We start from the raw sequence: 26,785 nt of genomic DNA, 5'->3' as shown, positions 1-26,785 counted from the left end.
CATACACTTCGTTGGGAACGGTGCAAGGAGAACACTGACGAAGGGAGAAGCCCGTGCGCTTCGAGATTCTGCGCCTGGACGATGTCGACGGGACCGCCGTGGACAGCACCGTCGTGGACGCGGCCTCCGTCAACCGGATCGTGCAGCAGGCGGCCGCCATCGGCCAGCGCATCCTGATCCGACCGGCCGAGAGTGCGTCCTCCTGACACGCGGCACCACCACGACGTCGAACGCCCCCGCACCGAGCTCTCGGTGCGGGGGCGTTCGACGTGCCGCGGGCACGGGGCCGAAGAGGCGGGGCGGGCGTCAGGCGCCGTGCACCACCTGGAGCACGCCGTTGATGATCTGCTGGACGGCGATGGCGGAGAGCATCATGCCGGCGAGCCGCGTCACCAGGACGACGCCGCCGTCCTTGATGACCCGGATGATCACCAGCGAGTAGCGCATCGTGAGCCACAGGACCACGTGCATCGCGGCGATGGCGGTCCAGACCGAGAGCTGGGCACCGAACCCGTCCGCCTTCTGCACGGCCAGGATGACGGAGACGATCGCACCGGGTCCGGCCAGCAGCGGCATGCCGAGCGGCACGAGGGCGACGTTGACGTCCTTGGTCTGCTTGGGCTCGTCGGTCTTGCCGGTGAGCAGGTCGAGCGCGATGAGCAGGAGCAGCAGACCACCGGCGATCATCAGCGCCGGGACGGAGACGTGCAGGTAGTCCAGGATCTGCTGGCCGCAGATACCGAAAACCGCGATGACGCCGAAGGCCACGCAGACGGCCTGCCAGGCCATCCGGCGCTGCACCTTGGCGGGCCGACCGGAGGTCAGGGCGAGGAAGATCGGCGTGATCCCCGGAGGGTCCATAATCACAAAAAGCGTGAGAAATAGGGATCCGAAGACGGCGAAGTCGAACACAGTGATGCCTTGCATGGGGTGAGAGGTGTGACGAGGGAAAGGAAGAGGGGGCGCAGGGCGCGCACGTCGGCGTCCGTCCTCCCGGCGCGGGCGGCCGGACAGGAGGGCAGGGGGCCTCAGGCGCCCGCGGCTCCGCCGGCGCCCGGAACGGGGAAGGCGCCGAACGCGCGGCGCGTGATCTCGCCGTAGACCTCGGGGTCGGTCGTGTAGTCGCCGAGGCGGCAGGTCTTGCGGCTGCCGTGGTAGTCGCTGGAGCCGGTCGTGAGGAGTCCCAGCTCGCCGGCGAGTCCGCGCAGCCGGGCGCGGGTGTCGGTGTCGTGGTCCATGTGGTCCACCTCGATCCCGTCCAGGCCGGCGGCCGCGAGCTCGGCTATCGCGCTCTCGGGCACGCAGCGGCCGCGCTTGACGGCGGCGGGGTGCGCGAAGACGGTGACGCCGCCGGCGGCCTTGACCAGGCGGACGGCTTCGAAGGGGTCGAGCTCGTGCTTCTCGGCGTACGCGCGGCCGCCGTCGGCGAGCCAGTCCGCGGTGAACGCGTCGGAGACGGTGGGCACGACGCCCAGTTCGACGAGCGCGGTGGCGATGTGCGGTCGGCCGACGGAGCCCCCGCCGGCGATCCGGGAGACCTGCTCCCAGGTGATGCCGACGCCCAGCGCCTGCAGCTTGCCGATCATGGTCTGCGCCCGCGGCGTACGGTCGTCGCGCACGAGCTCGCGCTCGCGGGCGAGTTCGGGCTCCTCGGGATCGAAGAGGTACGCGAGCAGGTGCATCGGGATGCCGTCGAGGCGGCAGGAGAGCTCCATGCCGGGGACGACGGTGAGCCCGGCCGGGGCCGCGGCGATGGCCTCGGCGTGTCCGGCGACGGTGTCGTGGTCGGTCAGCGCGACCACGTCGAGCCCGGCGGCGGCCGCGTGGCGGACCAGCTCGGCGGGGGTGTCGGTGCCGTCCGAGGCCGTGGAGTGGGCGTGCAGGTCGATGCGCACGGCCATGGCTCCAGGGGTCGCGGGTACGGGGGGACACCCCAGGATAACGCCCGGCCGCACCGGCGGCCGACCGGCCCGGCGAAGAGGGCGGATCGGGCGGCCGGGCCGGCCCCGGAGGCTAAGGGCTCAGGAGGCGGGGGCTCAGCGCGCCGCAGGGCATCATCTCGACCTCCGCGCCCAGGTCCCGCATGTCCGTCAGGACCAGCTCGTCGTACAGCAGGAGGCCCGACTGCTCGGGCCAGGCGATGGCCCACAGCCAGATCCCCCGCGCCTCCCCGGCGAAGACGGCCCGGTCGTCCGGGACGCCCTTCAGGTGCCACAGCGGAGTGGGGCGGCCCGCCGCGACGACCTTGGTGTGGGGCGGGGACGACATGTCGATGTACGCGCCGGGGTCGGGGCCGTCGATCCCCGCGTACCGCGCGCCGAGTCCGACGCCCAGCTCCTCGGCGATCAGCAGCAGCTCCCCGACTCCGCCCAGCGGCCCGGGCCCCGAGCAGGCGACGGCCGTCGCCCGGCCCCCGCTGCGGTCGTCACCGGCAGCCGCCACCCCCGTGAAGAGCCATCCCAACGGCAGCGGCCACGGCATCCACACCGGCACCTGCGCCCGGTGGACCACCACCCCCAGGGCCTCGACGCTGGGCGGGATGACGGGCTGCAGCGGCTGCACCGCGCCGTGCACCGCGCACTGCCAGGAGTCGGAGAACAGACCGGGCGCCCTGACCCGGCCACCGCACTTCGGGCAAGTTGGTTCGCCCCTCATAAGAAGCCACGCTCCTCCCCGCCCGGCGCGCCGTCAAGACACGATCACCCGTCCGGATGCCTCAGTCCAGCGTCACGGCCGTACGCAACGGGTCGCGCAGGTCGGTGCCGTGGGCGAGCCAGCGCTCCTGGAGCGCGGCCGCGCCGTGCACCCGCTTCCACGCCGCCTCGTTCGGCGTCATGGGCAGCAGCGGCAGGAACTGCACCGGCTCCATCGGCTCGTCCAGCTCCAGGTCCTCCACCAGCCCGCCCGGCTCGGCGACCAGCACGGAGGTGAACGGCGCCCCCTCCCACAGCGGCTCGCCCACGTCGAGGGAGGCGCCGGGGGCCACCACCAGCCCCTCGACCTGCGGCGACGCGGCCAGCACGGCGAGCGGCCGCAGCAGCCGGTCGGTGGGCGCGAGGCCCGAGCGCACCGTCAGCACCAGCTCGGCGCGCGGCCCGCGCAGCGGATCGGCGACCACGGCGGTCGGGTCGGTCATCGGGTTCGCGGACATGCCGAGCGTCGCGTACCGCACGAGGTCGCCCTCGGTGAAGCGGAGCACCTCGATGCGGTCGGTGCCGAGGAACGTGACGGCGGCGCGGGCGTCGGGTTCGCCGAGCGCGCTGCGCAGCCGGGCTTCGACGAGAGCCAGAATTTCTGCCATGGGGCGAGCATAGAACTCGTATCAGGCGGGTAAAGGGCGGGTCTTGACCATCCGTCGGCTGATAGTGTTGACCGCTGGTCGGGGCCGCACGCAGAAGCGTTGTTTCGAGGCCCCGGCGACAGGAAGTCCCCCACGGGGGACCGGCCGGAGGAGGTGGGGACTGTCATGGACCGAAGTCGATCGTGCAGTACCAACCGCTCTTCCGCTCCCTGTGCGGGTGCATCCCGCGCCTTTTGATCGTCCGATCAGCAGAAGAGCGACGGCAGAACGTCTTGTCCTCCCGTCCTGTTCCTTCCGCCCTGCCCCGGCCTGCCCGCCGGGTTTGCCGAGCGGAGGGTCTCCCACCCGTGCGGTCCTCATCCGTGCGCGAGAAGGAGCCTGCCATGTCGATGCTGCCCTACCTGCGTGCCGCCGTACGTCCGGCCCTGCGCAGGTCCGCCGCCGTCCAGCCCGCCTACGACGCCACCCGCGACCCCTCGGCCAGCAGTGCCGTGGTCGACTGCGCCGTCTACCGCGACGGCCGGCGCGCCCTCGGCCCGGCGCGCCTGACGCCGCGTGAGGCGATCCGACGCGTCCGCGAGGACGGCGGCTTCGCCTGGATCGGCCTGCACGAGCCGACCGAGGAGGAGTTCGCGGGGATCGCCGCCGCCTTCGGCCTGCACCCGCTGGCCGTGGAGGACGCGGTGCACGCCCACCAGCGCCCCAAGCTGGAGCGCTACGACGACACCCTCTTCACGGTCTTCAAGACCATCCACTACGTGGAGCACGCCGAACTCACCGCCACCAGCGAGGTCGTGGAGACCGGCGAGGTGATGTGCTTCACCGGCCCCGACTTCGTGATCACGGTCCGGCACGGCGGCCAGGGCTCCCTGCGGGGCCTGCGCCACCGCCTCCAGGACGACCCCGAGCTGCTGTCCAAGGGGCCCTCGGCGGTCCTGCACTCCCTCGCCGACCACGTCGTCGACGGGTACATCGCGGTCGCGGCGGCCGTGCAGGACGACATCGACGAGGTGGAGAACGCGGTCTTCGCCGCACCCGCCAAGGGCGTCGCCCGCGGCGGCGACGCGGGGCGCATCTACCAGCTCAAGCGCGAGGTGCTGGAGTTCAAGCGGGCCGTCGCCCCGCTGCTGCGGCCGATGGAGCTGCTCAGCGAGCGCCCGATGCGGCTGGTCGACCCGGACATCCAGAAGTACTTCCGCGACGTGGCCGACCACCTGGCCCGCGTGCACGAGCAGGTCGTCGGCTTCGACGAGCTGCTGAACTCCATCCTCCAGGCCAACCTCGCCCAGGCGACCGTCGCCCAGAACGAGGACATGCGCAAGATCACCTCCTGGGCGGCGATCATCGCCGTGCCCACCATGATCTGCGGGGTCTACGGGATGAACTTCGATCACATGCCCGAGCTCCACTGGAAGTACGGCTACCCGATGGTGATGGCCGCCATCGTCGGCTCCTGCTTCACCATCCACCGCGCACTGCGCCGCCACGGCTGGCTCTAGCAACGGCCCCCCGGGGCCCTGAAGGGGACGGCGGCGCACCCCCTACTCTGGTGCGCATGACTCTCAGCACGCTCGACCTGGCCCTCGTCGAGGAGGCCACCAAGAAGTCCGGCCTGATCTGGGTCCGCGGCTCCGGGGGCGAGCGCGCCCTGTGGCACGCCTGGGTGGACGGCGCGGCCCACGTGCTGGGCGACGGCCCCGGCGAGCAGCCGCTGCCCGGGCTCGCGGACGGCGCGGCCGCCGAGGTGACGGTCCGCAGCAAGGACAAGGGCGGCCGGCTCGTGGCCTGGACGGCGGCCGTACGGGAGCTCGCCCCGCGCGGCGAGGCCTGGGAGGCGGCCGTGGCCGAGCTGAAGGGCAAGCGGCTGAACGCGCCCGACTCCGAGGAGATGACCGAGCGGTGGGCGCGCGAGTGCCGACTGCTGCGGCTGGAGCCGGTCGCGGCGAGCACCGACCTGCCGGCCGGCTCGCTGGCCGCGGTCCCGGTGGGCTCCCCGGCTGTCACCCGCCGGCCCGTCCCGGCGGGGCTGCCGAAGCTGCTGCTGAAGCGCAAGAAGGCGGCCCGCACCACCCCGTAGGTCCCGCCCGGGGCTACTTCGTCGGGTCGGAGCCCTGGCCCGTGCCCTTGCTGCCGCTGGGCGCCGGTGCGGGGCCGCCGCTCTGGTCCTTCGTCGTGGGCAGCTGGGAGCCGTAGTCGACGGTCTGGTCCTGCGCGGGCGCCTGGAGCGGGAACTGCTTGCCCCAGTCGGAGAGGTCGACCGCCCCCGCGCCGCCGGCCCGCTCCATCCGCAGCGGGTACGGGGTGCCCTCCAGGGAGACCGACAGCTTGCCGCCCTTGCCCTTGTCGCCCGCCGTCACCTGGACCGCGCGGGTGGCGCCGACCTTGGTGTACTCCTCGGTCTTGGCGAGCTTGCCGTCGAGGCCGAGCAGCCCGTCGAGCAGGACGTGCATGTCGGTGAAGCCGCGGAACTGCTTGTAGGTGGGGTCGCTGTCGGGGACCTTCACGTACTTGTCGCCGAGCTTGCCGGCCGAGTCGGACTTGCCCCAGAAGGCGGCACTCGCCTTGAGGTAGAGCTGCTCGCCCACCCGCAGCAGCTGGAAGGTGTCCTCCTTGGACTTCACCTCGCCCGATCCGCCGTCCTTGCCCAGGCGGACGTCCAGCGCGTAGGTCTTGCCGCCGCTGACGAGGGTGCCCGACAGGTGCACCGAGGAGGCGGCGGCCGCTGCGGCCTTCGCCTTGCCCTCGATCTGCGCGGCGGACAGCTTGCCGACGCCGTTCGTGCCCTCGTCGGGGTCCGCCCCGCATCCCGTGCCGGTGACGGCCAGGCCGGCGAACAGGACGCCGGCGAAGGCGGCCCGGCGCAGCCGTGCTGCGGGAAGGTGGGCGGTCACGGGCAGGTGCCTCTCGTCGTACGTCTTCGGGCAGCAGGCAGCGTACCCGCCCCCGCTCGGCGGCCCTCCCCCGCGGGGGCACGCACCGGCCGCGGCCCGCGCTCGGGCCGCGGCGCCCGGGCGGACCGCCCCACCAGGACGCCCGTGCGCCCCACGGGCTAGATTGAGGGTCCGCAGGAGTGGTGATCGACGCTAGGAGGCGCTGGAATGGCCGGAGGCGCCCCGCGGATCTTCGTATCGCATCTGTCGGGTGTGCCCGTCTTCGACCCCAACGGCGACCAGGTGGGCCGCGTCCGGGACCTCGTCGCCATGCTCCGCGTCGGCGGCCGCCCCCCGCGGCTGCTGGGCCTGGTGGTCGAGGTGGTCAGCCGGCGCCGGATCTTCCTGCCGATGACCCGGGTGACGGGCGTGGAGTCCGGCCAGGTCATCACCACGGGCGTGGTGAACATGCGGCGCTTCGAGCAGCGGCCCACCGAGCGGCTGGTCCTGGGCGAACTGCTCGACCGGCGGGTGCGGCTGACCGCGACGGGCGAGGAGGTCACCGTCCTCGACGTGGCCATCCAGCAGCTGCCGGCCCGCCGCGACTGGGAGATCGACAAGATCTTCGTGCGCAAGGGCAAGGGGGGCGCGCTGCGCCGCCGCGGCGAGACCCTGACGGTGGAGTGGTCCGCGGTGACCGGCTTCTCGCTGGAGGAGGAGGGCCAGGGCGCGGAGAACCTGGTCGCCACCTTCGAGCAGATGCGCCCGGCCGACGTGGCGAACGTACTGCACCACCTGACGCCGAAGCGGCGCGCCGAGGTGGCCAGCGCCCTCGACGACGACCGGCTGGCGGACGTCCTGGAGGAGCTGCCCGAGGACGAGCAGGTCGAGATCCTCGGCAAGCTGAAGGAGGAGCGGGCCGCCGACGTCCTGGAGGCGATGGACCCCGACGACGCGGCCGACCTGCTGTCGGAGCTGCCGGAGGACGACAAGGAGCGGCTGCTGACGCTGATGCAGCCCGACGACGCGGCCGACGTGCGCCGCCTGCTGTCGTACGAGGAGAACACCGCGGGCGGTCTGATGACGACCGAGCCGATCGTGCTGCGGCCCGACGCCACGGTCGCCGACGCGCTGGCCCGCGTACGGCAGGCGGACCTGTCGCCGGCGCTTGCCGCGCAGGTGTACGTGTGCCGGCCGCCGGACGAGACGCCGACCGGGAAGTACCTGGGCACGGTGCACTTCCAGCGGCTGCTGCGCGACCCGCCGTTCACGCTGGTCAGCTCGATCGTGGACACGGACCTGCCGCCGCTGCGCCCGGACGCCCCGCTGCCGGCGGTGACCAGCTACCTGGCCGCGTACAACATGGTGGCCGTGCCGGTGGTCGACGAGGGCGGCGCCCTGCTGGGCGCGGTCACCGTGGACGACGTACTGGACCACCTGCTGCCGGACGACTGGCGCGAGACGGACTTCCACCACTCCGAGGAGGTCGTCCGTGGCCAGTGACCGGGGGCGCGAGCGCGAGCAGGCCCGCGAGCGGCGCCGCGAGCAGATCCGGGAGCGGCGCGAGCAGGCGCGCGCCCAGGCACGCGAGCAGGGCGGGCTCGTGGAGGCCTCGGAGCGGGTGGCCGAGCGGGCCGCAGAGCGGGCCGAGCGGGCCCGGGCCGGGCAGTCGACCGGGGCGAGCGCGCTGTCGCGCTCGCGGGCCCGGCTGGACCAGCCGCGGGCGCCGCGGCGCTCGCTGCTGCCGGAATACGACCCGGAGGCCTTCGGGCGGCTGTCGGAGCGGGTGGCGCGGTTCCTCGGCACGGGCCGGTTCATCGTCTGGATGACGCTGGTCATCGTGGTGTGGGTGCTGTGGAACATCTTCGCGCCGGACGCCTTGCGCTTCGACCGGTACCCGTTCATCTTCCTGACGCTGATGCTGTCGCTGCAGGCTTCGTACGCGGCCCCGCTGATCCTGCTCGCGCAGAACCGGCAGGACGACCGCGACCGCGTCAACCTGGAGCAGGACCGCAAGCAGAACGAGCGGTCCATCGCCGACACCGAGTACCTGACGCGGGAGATCGCGGCGCTGCGGATGGGCCTGGGCGAGGTCGCGACGCGCGACTGGATCCGCTCGGAGTTCCAGGACCTGATCAAGGAGATGGACGAGCGGCGCCTATTCCCGTCCGAGAGTGACGAAGGCGACCGTTAGCGGCCTTTCCTGCGGCAGGCTACCGAGCCGTACCATCGGGGGCATGGCTACCGACACAAGCTCCGCCGCCGTGCCCGAGCAGGACGCGATCCTGGACGCGCTGGCGACGGTGAACGACCCCGAGATCCACCGGCCGATCACCGAGCTCGGCATGGTCAAATCGGTGGAGATCGGCGACGGCGGCGCGGTCGCGGTCACGGTCTACCTGACGGTGTCGGGCTGCCCCATGCGCGAGACGATCACCAAGAACGTCTCCGAGGCCGTGGAGAAGGTCCCCGGCGTCACCTCCGTCGCCGTGTCGCTGGACGTGATGAGCGACGAGCAGCGCAAGGAGCTGGCGGCCTCGCTGCGCGGGGGCACCGCCGAGCGCGAGGTCCCGTTCGCCAAGCCCGGCTCGCTGACCCGCGTCTACGCGGTCGCGTCCGGCAAGGGCGGCGTCGGCAAGTCGTCGGTGACGGTCAACCTGGCCGCGGCGATGGCCGCCGACGGCCTCAAGGTCGGTGTCGTGGACGCCGACATCTACGGCCACAGCGTGCCCCGCATGCTGGGCGTGGACGGCAAGCCCACCCAGGTCGAGAACATGATCATGCCGCCGTCGGCGAACGGCGTGAAGGTCATCTCCATCGGCATGTTCACCCCGGGCAACGCGCCCGTGGTGTGGCGCGGTCCGATGCTCCACCGCGCGCTGCAGCAGTTCCTGGCGGACGTGTTCTGGGGCGACCTGGACGTGCTGCTGCTCGACCTGCCGCCAGGCACGGGCGACATCGCGATCTCGGTGGCCCAGCTGGTACCGAACGCGGAGATCCTGGTCGTCACCACGCCGCAGCAGGCCGCGGCCGAGGTGGCCGAGCGGGCCGGCTCGATCGCCGTCCAGACCCACCAGAAGATCGTCGGCGTCGTCGAGAACATGTCCGGGCTGCCCTGCCCGCACTGCGACGAGATGGTCGACGTGTTCGGCACGGGCGGCGGGCAGAAGGTCGCCGACGGCCTGACCAAGACGGTCGGCGCGACCGTCCCGGTGCTCGGCTCCATCCCGATCGACGTGCGGCTGCGCGAGGGCGGCGACGAGGGCAAGCCGGTCGTGCTGTCCGACCCGGACTCCCCGGCCGGTGCGGCGCTGCGCACGATCGCGGGCAAGCTGGGCGGGCGCGCCCGCGGCCTGGCCGGCATGTCGCTGGGCATCACCCCGCGCAACAAGTTCTGAGTCCTGACAGCGGTGCGCCCCGGGACGGGCCGCACTCCGGCGAGGGCACCGCCTGCGGGCGGTGCCCTTTCGCGTGGCGCGGGACCCCTGCCGGACCCCATGCCGGGTCGGGTCCCGTACCCCTGCCGCCCTAGGCCGTCTCTTCCGGATCTTGCCTCACCCGCGCCGCCCGGCACCGCACCTCGCCGCGTTGGCGGAGCACCCGAGTACGTCCAGTACAAGGGCGCCCCGCCAACGCGCCGATGCCCGGCACCGGACGACGCGGGCTTTACCGGCAAGATCCGAAAGAGACGCCCTAGGCCTCGTACGCCGTGAGGTCGGCGATCACCGAGAAGCCGAGCCCGTACGCGCTCATGCCGCGGCCGTAGGCGCCCAGGTGGACGCCGCCCGGGGCGGACCCGGCGAGCACCCAGCCGAACTCGGACTCACGGTAGTGGAACGGGGTCGGCTCGCCGTCCACGGGGAGCGAGAGCGTCGACCAGTCGGGGCCGCCAAGGTCGTCGGCGAGCTCCCAGGCGGCCTCGGTCTGCTGCTCCAGCCAGTCGTCGCGCAGGCTGTGGTCCATCTGGCCGGGCCAGCTGTAGGCCAGCAGCCCGGAGCCAGCCAGCCAGGCCGCGGAGGAGACCGAGGTGGCCTCCAGGGTGCCGGTGCCGTCACTGCTGCGGCGCAGCGGATTGCTCGCGACGGTGATGACCACCGCGAAGCGCTCCTTCTCACCGGTGACGATCTCGCCGCGCACGGACGGCTCGTCCCCGTGGCCGGTGGAACCGTGCTCGACGGTCCCGTCGGCGCCGGTGCCCACCTGCATCAGCCAGCGGGGGCCGGTGAAGGCCCCGTCCAGCCCGTACCAGGGGAAGTCGGCCCGCAGGAAGCCCTCGGCCGTCCGGCGGGCCGCCGGGACGGGCGCGGCGGCTTCCTGCGGCGGGGCAGGGGTCGTCTGCGCAGATGCGGCGGGTGCGGCAGATGCGGCAGCGGGTGCAGTGGGTGCGGCGGCGGGTGCAGTGGGTGCGGCGGGTGCGGCGGCGGGTGCCTCTGCTGCTTCGGCGGGCTGGGTGCCCACCCGGCTACTGCTCGTCGTCTCCATCGATGCGGCCTCTCGTTCCGTTGGGTCCGGAACGGCCCTCCCCCACACTTCGTCGGGGGGACCCCCACCTCGGGCGTCCTGTGTCCGGACTCATGGAGGATAGCCACCGGACACCGGATCGCCGGGCAGGCTCGGGCTCAGGTGGCGTCGGCGTCGAACGGGGTGCGCTGCTCGGCGGCCGGGACGGCGGGCTTCTTCAGCAGGTCGGGCCCGGTGGTGGAGGTGCCCGCGGCGGCCGGCTCGGGACCTGTCTCGCGGCTGTTGACCGCGTCGGTGACCTCGTTCAGCTCCTGGCGCAGGTCGAAGCTGCTGCGGATCTCCCGCAGGTCCTCGTTCTCGGTGAGCTGCTTGCGGATGAACGTCTTCGGGTTCAGGTCCTCGAACTCGAAGTCCTTGAAGTCCGGGCCGAGTTCGGAGCGGATGTCCTGCTTGGCACTCTCGGAGAAGGCGCGGATCTTCCGGATGACGCCCATGACGTCCTGGATGACCTTGGGCAGCTTGTCCGGTCCGAAGACGAGGATGGCCAGCACCACGATGGTGACAAGCTCGAGTGCGCCTATGTCGTTGAACACCTTGCCGCTCCTCGGCTCTCTTCACTCCAGGCCACCACACACGGTACCCGGCGTTGTCACCGCTCCCCTACATCGGTGCTACTTCGGCCCGGTTTTCGGCACTACTTCACCAGGTGTTTCCCGTCATGCCCCGTCCGCCGATCCGAGGACCAGCTGCAGGGTGCGCTCCTGGCCGTCGCGGAGCACGGTCAGGGCCAGCGGGTCGCCGGGGCGGTGCGAGCGGATCTTGATGATCAGCTCGTCGCCGCCGTGAACGCGCGTGCCGTCGACCTTGGTGATCACGTCGCCGCCCTTGATCCCGGCGCGGGCGGCCGGCCCGCCGGGGGTGACGGCCGGTTTGCCGCCCTCGCCCTTGGTGCCGACGCGGGCGCCGTCGCCCGTGTACTCCATGTCGAGGGTGACGCCGATGACGGGGTGGGTGGCGCGGCCGGTGCGGATCAGCTCCTCGGCGACGCGCTTGCCCTGGTTGACGGGGATGGCGAAGCCGAGGCCGATGCTGCCGCTCTGCTTCTCGGCGTCCGCCTTGTCGGCCCCGCGGATGGCGCTGTTGATGCCGATCACCCGCGCCTTGGCGTCGAGGAGCGGGCCGCCGGAGTTGCCGGGGTTGATGGGGGCATCGGTCTGCAGGGCGTCGACGTAGCTGATGTCGCTGCCGTCGCCCTTGTCGCCGCCCGCGGTGATGGGGCGGCCGGTGGCGCTGATGATGCCGGCCGTGACGGTGTTGGACAGGTCGAAGGGCGCGCCGATGGCCACCACCGGGTCGCCGACCTTCACGTTCTCGGAGTTGCCGAGGGCCAGCGGTTTCAGGCCCCGTACGCCGTCGACCCGGACGACGGCCAGGTCGTACCCGCTGTCCTGGCCGACCAGCTCGGCGGCGACGCTCTCGCCGGTGCTGAAGGTGACGGTGATGTCCTTGGCGCCGGCCACGACGTGGTGGTTGGTGAGGATGTGCCCCTCGGGGTCGAGGACGAAGCCGGTGCCGGTGCCGCCGCCCCCGCTGCCGCGCACGTGCAGGGTGACCACGCCGGGCAGCGCGGTGGCGGCGATGCCGGCCACGCTGTCGGGGGCCCGGTCCTTGCCCTCCACGGCCGCCTGGGGGAGCTCCAGCCGGGTGCTGCTGCTGCGCTCGGCGAGCACGCCGAGCCAGCCGCCGATCCCGCCGGCGAGCAGCGCCACCCCGACCCCGAGCAGGACCACCTGCCGCAGCTGCACCACCCGCCCGCCGGCCGCCTTGGCCCGCTGCCCGTCGAGCTGCAGCGGCCCCACCGCCCCGGCACCCCAGGGGTCGTACGCAGCCGGCACGGGCACGCCCTGCTCCCCCGCGGTCTCCGCCGCCCCGGGGCCGACCGCGCCGACGGCACCGGACTCCGCGGCAGGGGGAGCCTCCACTGCCTCGGGGTCGGCCGCTGCCGCTGCCACGGCCTCGGCCGCCGGGGCGCTCTGTCCGGCGGGAGTGTCCGCCGGTGCGGGGACGGCTGCGGCGCCAGGGCCGGCTGCCGGGGCGGGCTCCGCGTCAGCAGGTGCTGCGGGGCCGCCGGGGCCGGGCTCGGGGGCGGCGGCGGGCGCGTCCGCGGGGAGGGGACGGCCCGGAGCCGGTTCGGAGTGGTGCTGGTCGGCCATGGGCGCTCCCCGGATACCTGTGGCACCGCAGGGCGGCGCGTCTGCCGCCAGATTCAACCAGGTCGCCGCACGGCCCGGGGTGGCGCCCCCGCGGCCGGAAGTGCCCGGGGCGCCCGATCCGCCACGGCGCAGAACAACTAGCGCAGCAGCGAGACCCGGTGCGGTGAGGGGGACACGGAGGGTGCGGCCGGCGCAGTGGGCCCGGTCGGACGCGGGGCGACGGCGAACCCCGACCGGGGCTCTCGGTCGCGGACGACGGCGTCGGCCACGGAGACCGCCGGGCCGGGCGCGATGGACGCGGGCGCGACGGACACCGCGGGCCCGGGCCGGGACGCCGGGGACTCGCCCCGCACGTTCGGCTCGACGGAGTCCAGCGGCAGCGAGCCGCCGAGCGCGATCGCGGCCAGCGACACCGCTCCGGCCGCCACGAATGCGAAGCGCCGCCGCGGTCGGCCGACCTCGTGGATGCGGAAGCCCTGCTGCGGCGGTTCGGGGGCGGCCGGGTACCCGAAGAGGTCGGCACCGGGCGGTCCCGACGGCCCGTCGGGGCCCCCGCCGGGCAGCTGCTGGAGTCGCGCCAGCAGCCCGGCCGACAGCGGCGGCGGCGCGCTCTCCACGAACAGCGTCTTCAGCCGGCGCTGCGCATCGGCCTCGGCCTTGCACTTGGGGCACGTGGCCAGGTGTGCCAGGACCCGCTCGCGCGCGTCATGGCCCAGCTCCCCGTCGACGAGGGCGGCGAGACGGTCGCCGAGGTGCTGTTCGGCAGGGGACGGACTGACTCCGCTCACTCGGCTCCGCCCTCTCCCCCGGCGCCCGGCGCGCCCATCGCGACCCCGGCCAGCGCCCGCTGCTCCGCGCGGGCCTCGGGCGAACGGTGCTTGAGCGCCTTGCGCAGGTGCGAGCGGCCCCGGTGGATCCGGCTGCGCACGGTGCCGAGCTTCACGCCGAGCGTGGCGGCGATCTCCTCGTACGACAGGCCCTCGATGTCGCAGAGCACCACGGCCGCGCGGAACTCGGGCGCGAGCGTGTCCAGCGCCTGCTGCACGTCGGCGTCGAAGTGGGTGTCGTGCAGCACCTGCTGCGGGGACGGCTCACGGCTCGGCAGCCGCTCGGCGGCGTCCTCGCCGAGCGCGTCGAAGCGGATGCGCTGCTTGCGGCGGACCATGTCCAGGAAGAGGTTCGTGGTGATGCGGTGCAGCCAGCCCTCGAACGTGCCCGGCGTGTACGTGGACAGCGAGCGGAAGACGCGGACGAAGACCTCCTGCGTCAGGTCCTCGGCGTCGTGCTGATTGCCCGTCAGGCGGTAGGCGAGGCGGTAGACCCGGACGCTGTGCGTGCTGACGATCTCCTCCCATGAAGGAGGGGTCCACGCCTGGGAGCCCGCATCGGCGGCAAAGGTCGCGGTGGTTGCGCTCGCGGCGGTGTGGAAACGGTCAGCGATGTCGGTCACGGATTTCGGCTCACCCGCCGACCAGAAGAGGCGCCTCAGCGCGCCTCGACGATCCACAGGCGCAGCCGCACCTCCCCTATCGGCTCTGGTGGTGTCCAGTGGAGTCCCTACCATAGCCACCCCTCCCGTCAGCTCTGGATAAGCGTTTTTGCCCTAACTTTGCACAGGTCGCTGCGGCGGCGCGGCGGCCGATCGCCTCTCCTCTCCAACGCCCGGTCCCATCTGCGGGTTCCCGACGTCAGCGGATACAGTCACCGTTGCGCCAACTATGGGGACAGGAGAGGGTCATTACCGGCAACCGGCAGACGAGCTGGGCGTTCGCCGACGCGTTTGTCGCCGAGGACGACGCTCTGCGGTGGGCCCGCGACCGGGCCAGGGAAGCGGGCCTGCGCGCCGTCTCCCCCGGCACCGGGGCCGCGCTGCGCCTGCTCGCCGCCACCGCCGACGCCAAGGCCGTCGCCGAGATCGGTACGGGGACCGGCGTCTCCGGCATCCACCTGCTGCACGGCATGCGGCCGGACGGGGTGCTGACCACCGTGGACCCGGAGGCCGACCGGCAGGCCTTCGCCCGCCAGGCCTTCCGCGCCGCCGGGTTCGCCGGCAACCGGGCCCGCTTCATCCCCGGCCGGGCCCTGGACGTGCTCCCCCGGCTCGCCGACGGCGGGTACGACCTCGTCTTCTGCGACGGGGATCCCGCCGAGTCCCTCGACTACCTCGCTGAATCGTTGCGCCTGCTGCGGCCCGGGGGGCTGGTGTGCTTCGAGGGGGTGTTCGCCGACGGTCGGACGGTGGACTCCTCCGCCCAGGAGACCGAGGTGCTGCGCGTACGGGAGCTGCTGCGCGGCGTCCGCGAGAGCCCGGCCCTGGAGGCGGCCCTGCTCCCGGTGGGCAACGGCCTCCTGTGCGCCGTCCGCCGCTGACGCCCCTGAGCCTCGCCGCCGCCGAAGCGGGGGCCCATCCGGCCCTGCCCGCACCCCCGAAGCCGAGGGCCGGCAAAATCCAGCCCCGCCGGCGCCCGCGACCCAGCCCATCGCTGTCGCAGCAGGGGTCCGGGCATTCCAGCCCCGCCGGCGTTTGAGGCGCAGGGTCCAGGGCAGCGCCCCAGCAACCCCGACCCCGCCGGCTTTCGCAGCCGGGGTCCGGCAAATTCAGCCTCGCCGGCATTTGAGGCGCGGGGTTTGGGGCGGCACCCCAGCAACCCCGACCCCGCCGGCCTTCGCAGCCGGGGTCCGTGCATTCCAGCCCCGCCGGCGTTTGAGGCGCAGGGTTTGGGGCGGCGCCCCAAGAAACCCGGCTCCGCCGGGCACCGGGCTCCGCCCGGACCCTCCCCCAGACTCCGTCCGGGGGGACCCCCACTCAAACGCCGGCAAGGCTGAACATGCCGGACCCCCGGTTCAGGGAAGGGCGAGGCTGGATTTGCCGACCCCGGCTCAGGCGGCGGGCGGAGCCGGCTGGGCTTCTGGGGCGCTGCCCCAGACCCCGCGCCTCAAACGCCGGCGAGGCTGGAGTGCCGGACCCCCGGCTCAGGCAAGAGCAAGGCTGGATGTGCCGGTACCCCGGCTCAGGTGGTGGCGGAGCCGGCTGGGCTGGATGTGCCGGACCCGCGGCTCAGGTGGTGGCGAGGCCGGCTGGGCTGGATGCACCGGGCCCGCGGCGCGGCGGGGCGGCGGGGGCGGCGAGGTAGGCCGGCGCGGCGGCGCGGGGGGGGTACAGCGCTGCCCCGGGCGCAGGGTGCGGCCGGGGCAGCGCAGAGTATGCAGGTTGGTGCCGACGGGTGGGTCAGCCGACGACCTTCTTCAGGGCGTCACCCAGGGCGTCCGCCTCGTCCGGCGTCAGCTCGACGACCAGCCGACCGCCGCCCTCGAGCGGTACGCGCATGACGATGCCCCGCCCCTCCTTGGTGACCTCGAGCGGGCCGTCGCCCGTCCGCGGCTTCATGGCCGCCATGCTCGTTCCCCTTCCTGAAACCAGCTCATCGTCAGCCGACGGCCCCATTCAGGTGCCTGGAACCCGGCATCGAACACATTGCTTCCCGGCCATTATCCCGCATGTCAGGACCCGATGACCAACATCGGCCGGGAACGCTTGCGCAACGCGCTCTGCCAAAACCACTCATTTCGGGGACCTGCCTGCGATACTTCGCCCCGTCTGTGTCCGCTCTGCGCGCACACGGCGGCTTCTTTCTTTGACGCACATCACATGCCCTGGAGCGGCCCCGTCCGCCATGCTGACCCTGTACCGGCCAGTACCGATCCGCTGGCCGGGTCCGCGACGGAGGGGACACCACCTGCCATGGCCGACACCGTGCTGTACGACGTGACCGACGGGCTCGCCACGATCACGCTGAACCGCCCGGACGCGATGAACTCGCTCAACACGGAGCTGAAGGTCGCCCTGCGGGACGGCCTGCAGGCCGCGGGCGCCGACCCTGGCGTGCGGGCGGTCCTGCTGACCGCGACCGGCCGGGCCTTCTGCGTGGGACAGGACCTGAAGGAGCACGTCGGGAACCTGGAGGCCGCCCGGCAGTCCGGCTCGGGCAACGCGCTGAGCACCGTGAGCGAGCACTACAACCCGATCGTGCGGGCGATCACGGAGATGCCGAAGCCGGTGGTCGCCGGGGTCAACGGCGTCGCCGCCGGGGCCGGCTTCGGCTTCGCGCTGGCCGCGGACTACCGGGTGGTGGCCGACACTGCCAGCTTCACCACCGCCTTCGCCGGGGTCGGGCTGTCCGCGGACTCCGGGCTGTCGTGGACGCTGCCGCGGCTGGTCGGCACCAGCCGGGCGGCGGACCTGCTGCTGTTCCCGCGCTCGATCTCCGCGCAGGAGGCGCAGGAGCTCGGCCTCGTGAACCGGCTCGTGCCGGCGGCGGAGCTCGCGCAGACCGCCGCCGAGGTCGCGCGGCAGCTGGCGGACGGGCCGACCGTGGCCTACGCCGGGCTGAAGGAGGCGCTGGCGTACGGGGCGGGGCGCTCGCTCGCGGAGGCGCTGGAGAAGGAGGACGAGCTCCAGACCCGCTCGGGCGCCTCCGAGGACCACGCGATCGCGGTCGCGGCCTTCCTGGCCAAGGAGAAGCCGAAGTACACCGGCCGCTAGTTCACCCCGGAGGAGCCGACCTCCCCGGCCGTACCCCCGTCAGGCGGCGGGGGTGCGGGCGGTGCAGGCGGCCAGGTGGTCGTTGACCAGGCCGCAGGCCTGCATCAGCGCGTAGGCCGTGGTGGGGCCGACGAAGCGGATGCCCGCCTTCTTCAGGGCCTTGGCCAGGGCCGTGGACTCGGGCGTCACCGCCGGGACGTCCTCGATGTTCGTCGGGGCCGGGCGGCCCGGTTCGGGGGCGTGCGACCAGATCAGCTCGTCCAGCTCGCCGGGCTTCCACTGCGCGAGCACCCGCGCGTTGGCGAGCGTCGCCTCGATCTTGGCCCGGTTGCGGATGATCCCCTCGTCGGCCAGCAGCCGCTCGGCGTCCCGCTCGTCGAAGCGGGCGACGGCCGCGATCCTGAAGCCCGCGAAGGCCGTACGGAAGCCCTCCCGCCGCCGCAGGATCGTCAGCCAGGACAGCCCCGATTGGAAGGCCTCCAGGCACAGCCGCTCGTACAGGGCGTCGTCCCCGTGCACCGCACGGCCCCACTCGGTGTCGTGGTAGGCGGTGTACTCCACGGTGGACAGCGCCCACGGGCAGCGCAGGCCCCCGTCGGGCCCGGCGAGGGCGCTCACCGGTCGTCCTTCTTCGAGAGGTCGACCGTTCCGGCGTCGTCCGCGGGTACGGCGTCCTGCGGCCCGCCCGCGTCCACGGCCTCCCCGGCCTCGGCGTCCGCCACCACGGTGGACCCGGACACCGCAGCGGCGGAGGCCGGGCGGGCCGCCGGTGCTGTGTGCGCCGCGCGTGCCGCGTGCGCCGCGGCCGCGGTCAGCTCGAGGATCCGCGCGTCGCGCTCGGCCAGTTCGGCCGAGAGGCGCTCGAGTACGTCGTCCACCTCGGCCATGCGGTAGCCGCGCGGTGCCACCGGCAGCCGCAGGGCGTCGATGTCGGCCGGTGCGACGGGGCGGCTCTCCGGCAGCGCGTCGGCCACCCGGTCCGGCTCCGCCTCGGGCAGTACCGGCTCGGAGCCGCCGCCGACCACCGCCAGGGTGACCGCCGCGACGACCACGACCAGCGCGATCAGCAAGAACCAGAACACGATCAACTCCCCGGGACAGTGGCTGGGGGCACCTCCGGCGGCGGCCGGGGAGACCCACTCCGGTCACCAGGTTAAGGTCGCAGACGAGGCGCGAGGGCCGCCTGAGGAGGAAAGAACGGGATGCTGCGACTGGGCAGGCGCGAGTTCGACACCCACGAGCCGGTGATCATGGCCATCGTGAACCGGACACCGGACTCCTTCTACGACCAGGGCGCCACCTTTCGGGACGAACCCGCTCTGGACCGCGTGGAGCAGGCAGTGGCCGAGGGCGCGGCGATCATCGACATCGGCGGGGTCAAGGCCGGTCCGGGCGAACACGTGGACGCGGCCGAGGAGGCCCGGCGCACGGTCGGCTTCGTCGCCGAGGTCCGCCGCCGCCACCCGGACGTGGTGATCAGCGTCGACACCTGGCGCCACGAGGTCGGCGAGGCGGTCTGCGAGGCCGGGGCCGACCTGCTCAACGACGCCTGGGGCGGGGTCGACCCGAAGCTGGCGGAGGTCGCCGCACGGTACGGCGCCGGCCTGGTCTGCACCCACGCGGGCGGCGTCGAGCCGCGCACCCGCCCGCACCGCACGGCGTACGACGACGTGATGGCGGACATCCTGCGGGTGACGGTGGGTCTGGCCGAGCGGGCGGTGGAACTCGGCGTCCGCCGGGACGCGATCATGATCGACCCGGGGCACGACTTCGGAAAGAACACCCGGCACTCGCTGGAGGCCACCCGGCGCCTGGCGGAGATGACCGACACCGGCTGGCCCGTGCTGGTCTCGCTGTCCAACAAGGACTTCGTCGGCGAGACCCTCGACAAGCCGGTCAAGGAGCGGCTGCTCGGCACCCTCGCCACGACGGCGGTCTCGGCCTGGCTGGGCGCGCAGGTCTACCGGGTCCACGAGGTCGCCGAGACCCGGCAGGTCCTGGAGATGGTCCGGTCGATCCAGGGCTTGCGGGCGCCGGCGGTCGCCCGCCGGGGACTGGCCTGAGCCGGGTCCCCGGCCGGACGGCCGGGGACCGCTCCGGCGGCGGCCGCTTCCCTACTTCCCGACTTCCTTCGTCACGAGTCCGATCGCCTCGTCCACGTCGTCCGTGACGTGGAAGAGGTACAGGTCGCGCTCGGAGGCCTTGCCCTGGGCGATCACGGTGTTGCGCAGCCAGTCGACCAGGCCGCTCCAGTAGTCCGTGCCGAACAGCACGATCGGGAAGCGGGTGATCTTCTGGGTCTGGACCAGGGTCAGGGCCTCGAACATCTCGTCCAGCGTGCCGAGTCCGCCGGGCAGGACCACGAAGCCCTGGCTGTACTTCACGAACATCGTCTTGCGGACGAAGAAGTACCGGAAGTTCAGCCCGAGGTCGACGTGCGGGTTGAGCCCTTGCTCGAAGGGCAGCTCGATGCCCAGGCCCACCGAGATGCCGCCCGCCTCGCGGGCGCCCTTGTTCGCGGCCTCCATCGCGCCGGGGCCGCCGCCCGTGATCACCGCGAAGCCGGCCTCGACGAGGGCGCCGCCGATCCGGACGCCGGCCTCGTACTCCGGTGAGCCGGCGGGCGTGCGCGCGGAGCCGAACACGCTGATCGCCGGCGGCAGCTCCGCCAGCGTGCCGAAGCCCTCGATGAACTCCGACTGGATGCGCAGGACCCGCCAGGGATCGGTGTGGACCCACTCGCTGGGGCCGGCCGAGTCCAGCAGCCGCTGGTCGGTCGTACTGCCCGCCTGCACCTGGCTCCGCCGGCGCAGCACCGGCCCGAGCTGCTGCTCCTCGGGACGGGGACGAGCGTACCCATCGGAGTTGCGGTGGTTGCCCATGATGTGCTCCCTCCTGCTGATCGTTGGATCAGCGTAGGCGCACGAAGGTGACGGCAAGCGGAATTCAGGAGGTCAGCCAGGCGCGGAGTCGTTCCTCGCAGTGCAGGATCGCCTTGGTCTCCACGCGCTCGTCGACCTTGTGCGCCAGCAGGGCGTCGCCCGGGCCGTAGTTGACGGCCGGGACGCCGAGCGCGCTGAAGCGGGAGACGTCCGTCCAGCCGAACTTGGGCATCGCGCGCCCGCCGACCGCGTCCATGAACGCGGCCGCCGCGGGGTGGGAGAGGCCGGGCAGGGCGCCGCCGGAGGAGTCGTCGACGAGGAACTCGGTGACGCCGCAGTCCGCGAAGACCTCGCGGACGTGGGCGAGGGCCTCGGCCTCGCTGCGGTCGGGGGCGTAGCGGAAGTTGACGGTGACGGTGCAGGCGTCGGGGATGACGTTGTTGGCGACGCCGCCCTCGATGCGGACCGCGTTGAGGCCCTCGTGGTACTCCAGGCCGTCGATCACGGGCTTGCGCGGCTCGTACGCGGCCAGCTTCGCCAGGATCGGGGCGGCGGCGTGGATGGCGTTGGAGCCCATCCAGCTGCGGGCGGAGTGGGCGCGCTCGCCGGAGGTCCGCAGCAGCACGCGCAGCGTGCCCTGGCAGCCGCCCTCCACCTCGGCGTTGGAGGGCTCCAGCAGGACGGCGAAGTCGCCGGCGAGCCAGTCGGGGTGGGCCTCGGCGACCTTGCCCAGGCCGTTGAGGTGGGCGGCGACCTCCTCCTGGTCGTAGAAGACGAAGGTGAGGTCGCGGTTGGGCTCGGGCACGGTGGCCGCGATGCGCAGCTGGACGGCGATCCCGGACTTCATGTCGGTGGTGCCGCAGCCCCACAGCACGCCGTTCTCGTCCAGGCGGGAGGGGACGTTGTCGGCGATCGGGACGGTGTCCAGGTGGCCGGCGAGGACGACGCGCTCGGCGCGGCCGAGGTGGGTGCGGGCCACGACGTTGTTGCCGTAGCGGTCCACCGTGAGGTGGGGCAGGGCGCGCAGGGCCAGCTCCACGGCGTCGGCGAGGACCTTTTCGTCGCCGCTCACGGAGGGGATGTCGACGAGCCGGGCGGTCAGCTCGGCGGCGTCCAGGGTGAGGTCGAGCTCGGATTCGGTCATGAGCCGACCCTAACGCGCCGGGCTGCGGCGAACGTCTCACGTCCGGCCGGTGGACGTGGCATCTGGCTCAAGTACGGTGGGCCGCGTGTCCCAGAGCGATCTTCCCCGCCCCCGCCGCCGCCGTCGGGTACTGACGGCCGCCGGCCTGTGCGTCCTGCTGGCGCTCGTCGGCTACCTCGTGGTGCAGTTCAACTCGCTGGGCGGCGGCGGTGCGCCGCACTGCACGGCTTCCGATACGGCCGGAAATGTCGCCGGGCGGGGCGCGCGCCAGTCGTACGACATGACGCCGGAGCAGGCGGCGAACGCGGCGACGATAGCCGCGGTCGGCGTTGCGAAGGGGCTGCCGGACCGGGCCGTGACGATCGCGCTGGCGACGGCGATGCAGGAGTCGGCGCTGCGCAACCTCGACCACGGCGACCGGGATTCGCTGGGCCTGTTCCAGCAGCGGCCCTCGCAGGGCTGGGGCACCCCGGAGCAGATCATGGACCCGGTGTACTCGGCGGGGATCTTCTACGACCGGCTGGTCGAGATCAAGGGGTACTCGCGGCTGCCGCTGACGGAGGCCGCGCAGCGGGTGCAGCTCAGCGGGTTCCCGCAGGCGTACGCGAAGCACGAGCCGGACGCGACGGTCCTGACGGCGGCCTTCGCCGGCGGCGGCGAGGTGACCTGTGGCGGGCCCGCACCGACCGCGCCGGGCGATCCGGAGAAGGTGCGCGGCGAGTTGAAGCGGATCTTCGCCAAGGGCGCGCTGCACACGACGCCCGCATCGCCGGGCCTCAACGGGGGCGGCGGCCGGGCCGTCAAGGAGTCCGAGGTCCTCGTGAGGGAGAAGAGCGACGGCGGGGAGCCCGCGGAGCGCGGCAGCCGGGCGATCGCGGGCTGGGCCGTGGCGAACGCGCAGGGGCTGAACATCGCGCGGGTCTCCTACAACCAGCGGGGCTGGGTCGCCGGGCAGGCCAAGGGCCAGTGGCAGAACAAGGGCCTGGCGGGGGCCAAGGCGGGCGACGGGGACCCGCACAACGCGAACCAGGGCGAGGTGCGCATCTTCGTCAAGAAGTGACGCGCCGCCCGGCGCCCCGCTCAGGCGTACGGCACGTCCCCCGCGCGGGGGTGATCGCCAAAGGGGGCCGCACGGCGACGGAGGGCACGAAAGCGCAGGTCAACACGTACGCCCGGGACTTTTCCGGGAAGCCGATAAAACGATGCGTTACCGATCCTTTACTGATCGGGTCCGCAACCCGCCCCGCCCCGCGAGCGGTTGTACAGGGCGTACTCAGCCGCTACCGCTTAGGAGCATCATGTCCCTCCCCCTGACCCGCCGGATCGCCCGTACCGCGCTGCTCCTCGCAGCCGGGGCAGCTCCCGTGGTCGGTGCGGCCGGCGCGGCCAGCGCCGCGGGCCTGGAGTCCGTGCCCCAGCTGGGCGCGCTCACCGGCTCGGACGCCACCGCCGCCGCGGGCGACGCGGTCGGCACCGGCGAGGCCGCCGCCCACACGGCCACCGACACCGCCACCCACGTCCTGCCCGGCGGCCCCGGCCAGGTCTCCGACACCGCGGGCGGCCTGCTCGGCGGGCTGCCGGCCGGCAAGGCGCTGCCGGCCGGCGGCGTGACCGACTCCGTGCCGGCCGGGGAGCTGACCGGCGCGGTGCCCACGCAGAACCTGCCGCTGAACACCCTGCCGCTGAACGGCCTGGGCGGCTGATCGAAGCACTGGGCAGACGAGAGGGGCCGGGAGTGGCGACTCCCGGCCCCTCTCGTCTGCCCGTGTGCCCGGCGGTGTCAGGCGAGCCGCTTGACGGCCGCCGCCACCCGCTCGTCCGTCGCCGTGAACGCGACGCGGACGTACTGCGCGCCCGCCTCGCCGTAGAAGTCGCCGGGCGCGACCAGGATGCCGAGCGCGGCGAGGTGCGCCACCGTGTCCCAGCAGGGCTCGTCCCGGGTCACCCACAGGTAGAGGCTGGCCTCGCTGTGCTCGATCCGGAAGCCGTGCGCCTCGAGCGCCGTGCGCAGCGCCTCGCGCCGGGCCGCGTAGCGCGCGCGCTGCTCCTCCACGTGCGCGTCGTCGCCGAGCGCTGCCACGGTGGCCGCCTGCACGGGCGCCGGGGTCATCATGCCGCCGTGCTTGCGGATCTCCAGCAGCTCGCCCAGCACGTCGGCGTCGCCGGCGATGAAGGCGGCCCGGTAGCCCGCCAGGTTGGAGCGCTTGGAGAGGGAGTGGACGGCGACCAGGCCCTCGTAGGAGCCGCCGCAGACGTCGTCGTGGAGGACGGAGACGGGCTCGGCCTCCCAGCCCAGCTCCAGGTAGCACTCGTCGCTGAACACCAGGATCCCGTGCTCGCGCGCCCAGGCGACGATGCGGACCAGCTCGTCCTTCGGGATGACTTTCCCGGTCGGGTTCGAGGGCGAGTTGAGCCACAGCAGCTTCAGGCCGGCCGGGTCCAGCTCGGTCGGGTCGTCGTAGACCAGCGCCTCTGCGCCGCACAGCCGCGCGCCGACCTCGTACGTCGGGTAGGCGAGCCGCGGGTAGGCGACCTTGTCCCCGGCGCCCAGGCCCAGCTGCGTCGGCAGCCAGGCCACCAGCTCCTTGGAGCCGACGACCGGCAGGACGTTGCGGTGCCCGGCGGCGCTCGCGCCGAGCCGGCCGCGCAGCCAGCCGGTGATCGCGTCGCGCAGGGCGGGGGTGCCCCACACGGTGGGGTAGCCCGGGGAGTCGGCGGCCGCGACCAGGGCGTCCTGGATCAGCTGCGGCACCGGGTCCACGGGCGTGCCGACGGACAGGTCGACGATGCCGTCGGGGTGCGCCGCGGCCGTCTTCTTGTACGGCTCCAGCTTGTCCCAGGGAAAGACGGGAAGACGTGCGGATACTGCGGCCACGGTGCTCTCTGCTCTCTCGTGCGTACCTGGAACTGCGGGAAAAACGACTCGGTCCCGCGCGGCCCGGGGGCCGAACGGGACCGAGGTGCGCGTGCCTGGGGCGGCAGGGCCGTCAGTGGCCTTCGCCCATGGGAGGCAGCGCGGCGATGAAGGGGTGGTCGCGCTCGATCAGACCCAGCTTGGAGGCACCACCGGGCGAACCGAGCTCGTCGAAGAACTCGACGTTCGCCTTGTAGTACTCCTTCCACTCCTCCGGGGTGTCGTCCTCGTAGAAGATGGCCTCGACCGGGCAGACCGGCTCACAGGCGCCGCAGTCGACGCATTCGTCCGGGTGGATGTACAAGGACCGCTGGCCCTCGTAGATGCAGTCGACGGGGCACTCTTCGATGCATGCCTTGTCCTTGACGTCGACACAAGGCTCCGCGATGACGTAGGTCACGCTCTGTTCCTCCTCGGTAGGGCTGTCCATATCGCGCGGGAGCGCGGCGTCGTCGATGCCCACGCCTAGTATCTCCGTTCCCGGGCACGATCCGAACAGGAGGGGCGGACAGAGCTGTGGAAATCACTGCCGGTGGGCTGCTGGAGATCCGTATCACCCCGGCTGACGTGGGTAAACGGGTCTCTGTACGACGGGTGGAAAGCACGTCCGGCGGTTCGCCCGCGTTCACGGACACGGTAGGGGTTCTCACATCCTGGTACCAGGGTGTGCTGACGATCACACGAAAGAACGGCGAGTCCGTCCGCATCGCGGAATCGGCCCTGGTAGCGGGCAAGGTGGTGCCCGCCGCTCCGGCCCGGCGGCGCGGCCCCGCGGCCTCCTTCGAGGAGCTGGCGCGGGTGGCCGCGCGGTCCTGGCAGCCGCTGGAGAGCGAACCGCTGGGCGAGTGGACGCTGCGGGCCGCTGCCGGCTTCACGCGGCGGGCCAACTCGGTCCTGCCGCTCGGCGACCCCGGGATACCGCTGGACGAAGCACTCGCGCGGGTGACGTCCTGGTACGCGGAACGAGGACTTCCGGCGTACGTGCAGGCCGCGACCGGGTCCGCGGGCACCCAGGAGCTGCTGTGCGCGGAGCTGGAGCGGCGCGGCTGGGCGCGGCAGGTGTCGGCCGAGGTCCGCGTCGCGGCGCTGGCGCCGATCGCGGACACGGTCGCGGACACCGCGCAGGTGCGGCTCGCCCGGACCCCGGACGAGGAGTGGCTCGGCCGCTACGGGAAGGTCGAGGACCCGGCCGTGGCCCGGCAGGTGCTGGTCGCCGGGCCGTCGGTGTGGTTCGCGACGCTGCCCGGACGGGCCATCGGGCGGTTGGTCGTGGACGGCCGGTGGGCCGGTTTCGCGGCCGTCGAGGTCGACCCCGGGCACCGGCGCGGGGGCCTGGCGACGGCGGTGATGGCGGCGCTGGCCCGGCAGGCGCTCGACGAGGGGGCCTCGGCGGCCTGGCTGCAGGTGGAGACGGACAACGGGGCCGCGCGCGGGCTGTACGACGGGCTGGGCTTCGCGACGCACCACGCCTACCACCACTACCGGGCGGCGGCGCAGTGACCTCGGAGATCCGGGAGCAGTTCGCGCGGGAGGCCCGCTCCGAGCGGCCCGACCTGGCGGTGCTGTGCCTGCTGCTGGCCGCCGAGGCGGATCCGGAGCTGGACGAACGGGCCATGGACTGGGCCCAGATCGAGCTGGACCGGCTGGCCGGCATGCTGCCGTACGGGCTGCGCGGGGCCCGGGCGTGGGCGTCGGCGGTGACCGAGCTGCTCGGCGGGCGGCTCGGCTTCCACGGCACGCCCGCCGACTACGACCGGCTGTCGTCCTCGCTGCTGCACGAGGTGCTGCGGCGGCGGAGGGGGCTGCCGATCCTGCTGTCGGTGGTGTGGCTGGAGGTTGCGCGGCGCGCGGGGGCTCCGGTGTACGGGCTCGGGCTGCCGGGGCACTTCGTGGTGGGCTTCGGGGACCCGGAGGAGGGCGTGGTCGTCGACCCGTTCGCGGGCGGGGCCGCGCTGGGGACCGGGCCGGCCGAGCTGGCCGCCGCGCCCCGTACCCCTGCGCGCACGCTGGACATCGTGCTGCGGATCCTGAACAACATCCGGGCGTGGGCCGCGGCCCGGCCGGAGCAGTCCGGGGTCGCCCTGTGGGCCCTGGACCTCTCGCTGCTCCTGCCGTCCCACCCGGCGTCGCTGCGGTACGAGCGTGCCCGCCTCCTCGTGGAGCGGGGGGCCTTCCGGGAGGGGGCCGCGGAGCTGGACGCGTACGCGAAGGTGGTCGCGGCGATCGATGCCGACGCCGCCGCCCGCATCCGCGCCGAGGCCGCCGCCGCCCGAGCCCTCCTGAACTGACCGGGCCGCCCCGGCCCGCCGCCGCCGCTGTCCCGCTGCGCGGAGCCTGTCCCCTACCCGCCCCTTCTCCCCCAGCTACCGCTGGGAGGTGCCCCCAGAAACCGGGCTCCGCCCGGACCCTCCCCCAGCTACCGCTGGGGGGACCCCCAGGGCGCTCCGCGCCCGGTGC

The 26,785-nt window shown here is 73.3% G+C and carries 30 protein-coding genes; 13 read left to right on the top strand and 17 right to left on the bottom strand.

Annotated features, from left to right (window positions below):
- The first annotated feature begins 53 nt into the window (after positions 1-53).
- Positions 54-206, top strand: coding sequence for a hypothetical protein (locus tag ABZ924_RS15200; protein ID WP_007266367.1), 153 nt, complete (start codon positions 54-56; stop codon positions 204-206).
- A gap of 100 nt (positions 207-306) precedes the next feature.
- Here the strand turns inward: ABZ924_RS15200 and ABZ924_RS15195 are convergent, their stop codons facing one another.
- The 4 genes from ABZ924_RS15195 to ABZ924_RS15180 all read right to left on the bottom strand — a co-directional run bounded on the left by ABZ924_RS15195 (position 307) and on the right by ABZ924_RS15180 (position 3,301).
- Entirely contained in the window at positions 307-912 is a 606-nt protein-coding gene (locus ABZ924_RS15195; protein ID WP_361908777.1) for a MarC family protein, read from the bottom strand.
- Between the two features lie 116 nt (positions 913-1,028).
- Positions 1,029-1,895, bottom strand: a complete 867-nt coding sequence (locus ABZ924_RS15190) for a PHP domain-containing protein (RefSeq protein WP_361908774.1) — start codon at positions 1,893-1,895, stop codon at positions 1,029-1,031.
- A 118-nt stretch (positions 1,896-2,013) separates the two neighbouring features.
- Positions 2,014-2,655 (bottom strand): DUF6758 family protein, encoded by a 642-nt coding sequence (locus ABZ924_RS15185; protein WP_361908643.1) that lies wholly within the window; start codon positions 2,653-2,655, stop codon positions 2,014-2,016.
- Between the two features lie 61 nt (positions 2,656-2,716).
- Positions 2,717-3,301, bottom strand: coding sequence for a suppressor of fused domain protein (locus ABZ924_RS15180; RefSeq protein ID WP_361908641.1), 585 nt, complete (start codon positions 3,299-3,301; stop codon positions 2,717-2,719).
- Positions 3,302-3,684: 383 nt separating this feature from the next.
- Between ABZ924_RS15180 and ABZ924_RS15175 the strand changes: the two genes are divergently transcribed.
- On the top strand, positions 3,685-4,800 hold the full coding sequence (locus tag ABZ924_RS15175; protein WP_361908638.1) for a magnesium and cobalt transport protein CorA: 1,116 nt from the start codon (positions 3,685-3,687) through the stop codon (positions 4,798-4,800).
- Between the two features lie 56 nt (positions 4,801-4,856).
- Positions 4,857-5,378, top strand: coding sequence for a hypothetical protein (locus ABZ924_RS15170; protein WP_361908635.1), 522 nt, complete (start codon positions 4,857-4,859; stop codon positions 5,376-5,378).
- Between the two features lie 13 nt (positions 5,379-5,391).
- On the opposite strand, the gene ABZ924_RS15165 is transcribed toward ABZ924_RS15170, so the two are convergent.
- A complete protein-coding gene (locus ABZ924_RS15165; RefSeq protein WP_361908632.1) occupies positions 5,392-6,192 on the bottom strand; it encodes a hypothetical protein in 801 nt (266 codons plus the stop codon).
- Positions 6,193-6,399: 207 nt separating this feature from the next.
- Between ABZ924_RS15165 and ABZ924_RS15160 the strand changes: the two genes are divergently transcribed.
- From ABZ924_RS15160 to ABZ924_RS15150, 3 genes are all read left to right on the top strand, one after another.
- Positions 6,400-7,674 carry a CBS domain-containing protein gene (locus ABZ924_RS15160; protein ID WP_361908629.1) on the top strand — a complete coding sequence of 425 codons (1,275 nt, stop codon included), beginning with the start codon at positions 6,400-6,402 and terminating at the stop codon, positions 7,672-7,674.
- Between the two features lie 184 nt (positions 7,675-7,858).
- The gene (locus ABZ924_RS15155; RefSeq protein WP_361908771.1) at positions 7,859-8,365 is read left to right on the top strand and encodes a DUF1003 domain-containing protein; all 507 of its coding nucleotides are present in this window, start codon (positions 7,859-7,861) and stop codon (positions 8,363-8,365) included.
- A gap of 43 nt (positions 8,366-8,408) precedes the next feature.
- Positions 8,409-9,569 (top strand): Mrp/NBP35 family ATP-binding protein, encoded by a 1,161-nt coding sequence (locus ABZ924_RS15150; protein ID WP_361908626.1) that lies wholly within the window; start codon positions 8,409-8,411, stop codon positions 9,567-9,569.
- A gap of 295 nt (positions 9,570-9,864) precedes the next feature.
- Here ABZ924_RS15150 and ABZ924_RS15145 read toward each other — a convergent pair whose 3' ends face one another.
- From ABZ924_RS15145 to sigE, 5 genes are all read right to left on the bottom strand, one after another.
- The gene (locus ABZ924_RS15145) at positions 9,865-10,653 is read right to left on the bottom strand and encodes a hypothetical protein (RefSeq protein ID WP_361908624.1); all 789 of its coding nucleotides are present in this window, start codon (positions 10,651-10,653) and stop codon (positions 9,865-9,867) included.
- A gap of 137 nt (positions 10,654-10,790) precedes the next feature.
- Positions 10,791-11,225 carry a sec-independent translocase gene (locus ABZ924_RS15140; RefSeq protein ID WP_361908621.1) on the bottom strand — a complete coding sequence of 145 codons (435 nt, stop codon included), beginning with the start codon at positions 11,223-11,225 and terminating at the stop codon, positions 10,791-10,793.
- 123 nt (positions 11,226-11,348) lie between these two features.
- Positions 11,349-12,845: a trypsin-like peptidase domain-containing protein gene (locus tag ABZ924_RS15135; protein WP_361908618.1), complete on the bottom strand. Its 1,497-nt coding sequence runs from the start codon at positions 12,843-12,845 to the stop codon at positions 11,349-11,351.
- 137 nt (positions 12,846-12,982) lie between these two features.
- Positions 12,983-13,633 carry a zf-HC2 domain-containing protein gene (locus ABZ924_RS15130; protein WP_361908615.1) on the bottom strand — a complete coding sequence of 217 codons (651 nt, stop codon included), beginning with the start codon at positions 13,631-13,633 and terminating at the stop codon, positions 12,983-12,985.
- Positions 13,630-14,409: an RNA polymerase sigma factor SigE gene (gene sigE, locus ABZ924_RS15125; RefSeq protein ID WP_361908613.1), complete on the bottom strand. Its 780-nt coding sequence runs from the start codon at positions 14,407-14,409 to the stop codon at positions 13,630-13,632. Before sigE ends, ABZ924_RS15130 begins: the two co-directional genes overlap by 4 nt.
- A 143-nt stretch (positions 14,410-14,552) precedes the next feature.
- Here sigE and ABZ924_RS15120 point away from each other — a divergent pair, with 143 nt between their 5' ends.
- Positions 14,553-15,215, top strand: a complete 663-nt coding sequence (locus ABZ924_RS15120; protein WP_361908610.1) for a class I SAM-dependent methyltransferase — start codon at positions 14,553-14,555, stop codon at positions 15,213-15,215.
- A gap of 859 nt (positions 15,216-16,074) precedes the next feature.
- On the opposite strand, the gene ABZ924_RS15115 is transcribed toward ABZ924_RS15120, so the two are convergent.
- Positions 16,075-16,242, bottom strand: a complete 168-nt coding sequence (locus tag ABZ924_RS15115; protein WP_003966491.1) for a DUF3117 domain-containing protein — start codon at positions 16,240-16,242, stop codon at positions 16,075-16,077.
- Between the two features lie 345 nt (positions 16,243-16,587).
- Here ABZ924_RS15115 and ABZ924_RS15110 point away from each other — a divergent pair, with 345 nt between their 5' ends.
- Entirely contained in the window at positions 16,588-17,388 is an 801-nt protein-coding gene (locus ABZ924_RS15110; protein WP_361908607.1) for an enoyl-CoA hydratase-related protein, read from the top strand.
- Between the two features lie 39 nt (positions 17,389-17,427).
- Here ABZ924_RS15110 and ABZ924_RS15105 read toward each other — a convergent pair whose 3' ends face one another.
- Together ABZ924_RS15105 and ABZ924_RS15100 are read right to left on the bottom strand one after the other, a co-directional pair.
- Complete coding sequence (locus ABZ924_RS15105; RefSeq protein WP_361908604.1) at positions 17,428-18,006, bottom strand: DNA-3-methyladenine glycosylase I; 579 nt, start codon at positions 18,004-18,006, stop codon at positions 17,428-17,430.
- A complete protein-coding gene (locus ABZ924_RS15100; protein ID WP_361908601.1) occupies positions 18,003-18,476 on the bottom strand; it encodes a DivIVA domain-containing protein in 474 nt (157 codons plus the stop codon). The genes ABZ924_RS15105 and ABZ924_RS15100 overlap by 4 nt, the downstream gene beginning before the upstream one ends.
- A 114-nt stretch (positions 18,477-18,590) precedes the next feature.
- Here ABZ924_RS15100 and folP point away from each other — a divergent pair, with 114 nt between their 5' ends.
- Positions 18,591-19,451 carry a dihydropteroate synthase gene (folP, locus tag ABZ924_RS15095; protein ID WP_361908598.1) on the top strand — a complete coding sequence of 287 codons (861 nt, stop codon included), beginning with the start codon at positions 18,591-18,593 and terminating at the stop codon, positions 19,449-19,451.
- Positions 19,452-19,502: 51 nt separating this feature from the next.
- On the opposite strand, the gene ABZ924_RS15090 is transcribed toward folP, so the two are convergent.
- Positions 19,503-20,270 (bottom strand): TIGR00730 family Rossman fold protein, encoded by a 768-nt coding sequence (locus ABZ924_RS15090; protein ID WP_361908595.1) that lies wholly within the window; start codon positions 20,268-20,270, stop codon positions 19,503-19,505.
- Positions 20,271-20,334: 64 nt separating this feature from the next.
- Positions 20,335-21,414, bottom strand: a complete 1,080-nt coding sequence (gene dapE, locus ABZ924_RS15085) for a succinyl-diaminopimelate desuccinylase (RefSeq protein ID WP_361908592.1) — start codon at positions 21,412-21,414, stop codon at positions 20,335-20,337.
- An 85-nt stretch (positions 21,415-21,499) separates the two neighbouring features.
- On the opposite strand from dapE, the gene ABZ924_RS15080 reads away from it, so the two are divergent.
- Entirely contained in the window at positions 21,500-22,474 is a 975-nt protein-coding gene (locus ABZ924_RS15080) for a hypothetical protein (RefSeq protein WP_361908589.1), read from the top strand.
- Positions 22,475-22,712: 238 nt separating this feature from the next.
- Entirely contained in the window at positions 22,713-23,117 is a 405-nt protein-coding gene (locus tag ABZ924_RS15075) for an ATP-binding protein (RefSeq protein WP_361908586.1), read from the top strand.
- Between the two features lie 77 nt (positions 23,118-23,194).
- Here ABZ924_RS15075 and dapC read toward each other — a convergent pair whose 3' ends face one another.
- Positions 23,195-24,289: a succinyldiaminopimelate transaminase gene (gene dapC / locus ABZ924_RS15070; protein WP_361908583.1), complete on the bottom strand. Its 1,095-nt coding sequence runs from the start codon at positions 24,287-24,289 to the stop codon at positions 23,195-23,197.
- Positions 24,290-24,401: 112 nt separating this feature from the next.
- Positions 24,402-24,728 carry a ferredoxin gene (gene fdxA / locus ABZ924_RS15065; protein WP_114054017.1) on the bottom strand — a complete coding sequence of 109 codons (327 nt, stop codon included), beginning with the start codon at positions 24,726-24,728 and terminating at the stop codon, positions 24,402-24,404.
- Positions 24,729-24,844: 116 nt separating this feature from the next.
- On the opposite strand from fdxA, the gene ABZ924_RS15060 reads away from it, so the two are divergent.
- A complete protein-coding gene (locus tag ABZ924_RS15060) occupies positions 24,845-25,828 on the top strand; it encodes a GNAT family N-acetyltransferase (RefSeq protein WP_361908579.1) in 984 nt (327 codons plus the stop codon).
- Positions 25,825-26,616 (top strand): transglutaminase-like domain-containing protein, encoded by a 792-nt coding sequence (locus ABZ924_RS15055; protein WP_361908576.1) that lies wholly within the window; start codon positions 25,825-25,827, stop codon positions 26,614-26,616. The genes ABZ924_RS15060 and ABZ924_RS15055 overlap by 4 nt, the downstream gene beginning before the upstream one ends.
- The last annotated feature ends 169 nt before the right edge of the window (positions 26,617-26,785 follow it).

This window comes from Streptomyces sp. NPDC046876 (genome assembly GCF_040645035.1).
GTDB lineage: Bacteria > Actinomycetota > Actinomycetes > Streptomycetales > Streptomycetaceae > Streptomyces.
This window is presented reverse-complemented; position numbering and strand designations above follow the sequence as displayed.